The sequence below is a fragment of the Roseomonas chloroacetimidivorans genome, assembly GCF_049629625.1.
In the GTDB taxonomy this organism is placed as follows: Bacteria; Pseudomonadota; Alphaproteobacteria; order Acetobacterales; family Acetobacteraceae; genus Roseomonas; species Roseomonas chloroacetimidivorans.
Genome location: NZ_JBNBZS010000207.1, coordinates 1 through 2967 on the forward strand (window position 1 = coordinate 1; position 2967 = coordinate 2967).

At 68.9% G+C, this 2967-nt stretch carries 1 protein-coding gene and 3 pseudogenes; 2 read left to right on the forward strand and 2 right to left on the reverse strand.

Annotated features, from left to right (window positions below; translation table 11 throughout):
* Nucleotides 1–172 (reverse strand): annotated as a pseudogene (locus ACO1BU_RS36570) (IS256 family transposase); the annotation flags it as partial.
* A 264-nt stretch (nucleotides 173–436) separates the two neighbouring features.
* Between ACO1BU_RS36570 and ACO1BU_RS36575 the strand changes: the two are divergent.
* Complete coding sequence (locus tag ACO1BU_RS36575; protein WP_424140776.1) at nucleotides 437–1990, forward strand: ISL3 family transposase; 1554 nt, start codon at nucleotides 437–439, stop codon at nucleotides 1988–1990.
* A 54-nt stretch (nucleotides 1991–2044) separates the two neighbouring features.
* Here the strand turns inward: ACO1BU_RS36575 and ACO1BU_RS36580 are convergent.
* Nucleotides 2045–2710, reverse strand: a pseudogene (locus ACO1BU_RS36580) (IS110 family transposase); the annotation flags it as partial.
* A gap of 81 nt (nucleotides 2711–2791) precedes the next feature.
* Between ACO1BU_RS36580 and ACO1BU_RS36585 the strand changes: the two are divergent.
* Nucleotides 2792–2967: pseudogene (locus ACO1BU_RS36585) on the forward strand (IS630 family transposase); the annotation flags it as partial.

The window sequence follows — 2967 nt, forward strand, 5'->3', positions numbered from 1 at the left end:
CACCCTCTCCGGCCAGGTGGTGGTCCATCTCCGCATTCAGCGCCCGCTCGGCGAAGGCCTTCTTAAGCTCATCGAGCAGCCCGCCCTGGTCGAAGGCCGCTCGGGCATCGGCTCCAGCCAGCAGCTGGTCCAGTACCGCGTCAGGGATCCGAGGCTCTTTGCGTCGGGCCATGGGGGAACTCCTTTCGTCCCATCATGCCCAACCACACACGGAATTTCCGATAGTCCCCGCTCGTACCGGCCCGCAGCGGCCAGCACCCCACGCCATCATCCCCGATAGAGACGATCGCGCCGGTGGCCCCGGTCTCCGGCCGGGCTACGCCCGACCTGCGTCCGGGGCCACCGGCCAACTTGCCTGTCGGTACCGGCCAAGATGGTTGTCGCTGAACACTGTTCTGCGTTTCTGGGGAGGCTTGATCCCGCGGAGGCGCCAGCTATGCCCGGCTTTGATCCGAATTCTTTGTTGCCTTCCGGCCTGGTGGTGGACGCTGTCGAAGTCGGCCCCGAGCTGATCAGCATCACCGCCCACCCAGCGCAAACCTTCGGAGTGTGCCCCACCTGCGGCCTTCGCTCCGACCGTACCCACAGCCTTCATCGCCGCCGGCTGCTCGACCTGCCGTCCCATGGGCGGTCGGTCGAACTCCTGGTCCGGGCACGCCGCTTCCGCTGCTCCACCGCGGACTGTCCCCGCCGGACCTTCACTCAGCCGCCCTTGCCCGAGATGGCCGGCCGGCGAGGGCGGCGCACCCTCCGCCTGGACGGGCTTGTTGAGGCCCTCGGCGTGGCCCTGGGTGGTCGGCCCGGAGCTGCCCTGGCACGGCGGCTGATGCTGCCCGTCGGCAAGGACACGCTGCTCCGTGCAGTCCGCCGTCGGACCGTCCCCGCCACCGGCCCCTCCGCGGTGATCGGGATCGACGAGTGGGCTTGGCGCCGACGTCAGCGCTACGGAACCTTGATCTGCGACCTGGAGCGTCGGCGGGTGCTGGACCTCCTCCCGGACCGCGAGCCCACCACCGTGCGGGCCTGGCTTGCTTCTCACCCGGACATCACCATCGTCGCGCGTGACCGGGCTGGCGGCTTCGCCGGAGCGGCCGACGCGGCCGCTCCGAGCGCGATCCAGGTGGCAGATCGCTGGCACCTGATGGAGAATGCCAGCGCCGCCTTCCTTGGGGCAGTCCGGAGTGTCCTTGGCCCCATCCGCCGGGCTCTCGGTGCCTGCACCATCGACCCGGAGCTGCTGAGCGCCGCCGAACGGCTCCAGTATGATGTCTATCTCCGGCGCTGCGAGGAGAGCAGGACCATCCGGGCGATGGCCCGGGATGGCACCTCGATCAAAGGCATCGTCCGCCGTACCGGCCGCAGCCGCAAGCTTGTCCGGGCCGTGCTCCGCAACACCGAGGACGAGGTGTTCCGCAGCCGCGCCAACAGCCTCGAGCCATGGCTCGCCTCGCTCGAGGCGGCCTGGGCCGGCGGTTGCCGCAACGGAGCAGAACTCTGGCGCCGACTGCGGGTTCAGGGCTTCGGTGGTAGCCTGCGGGTCGTGGGCGAGTGGGCCACCCGTCGTCGACGCAGCGAACGGGCCGATGGCGCCATTGCGAGCCGGTTGCCACCGGCCCGGACCATCGTCCGCACGATGCTGTCCGGCCGTGACCGCTTGTCGCGCAGCGAGGCGGTGATGGTGGGTGCCATCGAGCGCGCCCTACCAGCGCTTGCCACGGCGCGAGACCTCGTTGACCGGTTCCATCGCATGGTGCGGACCCGCGCCTCGGACGCGCTGCCCGCATGGGTCAGCGAGGCGACCACGAGCATGCTTGCACCGTTCGGGCGCGGCATCGCCGCCGATAAGGCAGCAGTCAGCGCCGCGTTGACCACGCCCTGGTCCAACGGCCCGACGGAGGGCTACATCACAAAGCTAAAGCTGATCCGTCGCCAGATGTATGGCTGTGGCAAGCTCGACCTGCTGCGCGCACGGCTGGTCACCATTCCATGACGGCCGCACAAGCACGCAATCAGCGACAGACCCCCTATTCCACGCCTATCCACACATCCGCCCGATCCTGGCCTTTGCCTGCGGTGGCAGCGGATCCCCCAGCGCGGTTCTCACGCCCTCAAGCCGAGCCCGGCGATCTCGCCGCAGTGGATCGTAGTCGCGGGCACCGAGCCTTGCGAGAATGGCGGCGATGCCGTTGACGAGGGCCACCCGCTCACCCAGGAGATCCTGCCGTTCCCGGACGCTACGCCGCGCATCCTCATCGGCCTCGGTCGGGATCGGCACCATCGAGCACACGCGCGGCTCTCCACGCAGCCAGGCCAGGAGGGTGCGCAGGAGCAGTTCGGCGTCAATCCCGTCGGACTTCGCGCGGCGCGCGCGTCGGTCGACCGGAACGCTGGACGGCTGGATCACGAAGCTGTCCACACCCTGTCGTGCCAGCCATCGCGCGAGCCAGAAGCCCGAGTAGCCTGCCTCGTAAACCAGCACCACGCGATTCACGCTCCTGCCTGCCCTCGCGGCGCGGGCACGATAGGTCTCGACCGCTTCCAGCAAAGCCTCCGCGGTCGGAGCGAGGGTGCGCCGGGGCTTGCTTCCCTGCAGCCCAGGCACGTGCGCGGCAACGACCCAGCTCTTCTCACTCACCTCCAGCGCGAGGATCAGGGCGCGGTCGAAATCCGCTGCAGAATAGCTGGGCTGCGGAACGGGTGTCGGTGTCATCAGGGGCTTCCTCCAGGTCTGATGGAAGCAGCCTAACCAACCCCGGCGCTGCCTCACCCCCATAGGATCTGTTGGCGCGGCCATGACTACACCCGCCACGGCACGACGTCGCTGTTTGCAGCCCTCGACATCGCCACCGGCCACGTGATCGGCAAGTGCTATCCGCGCCACCGTGCGAGCGAGTTCCGCCGCTTCCTCGACGAGATCGAGGCGGCCGTGCCGTCCGATCTCGACGTGCACCTCGTCATGGACAACTA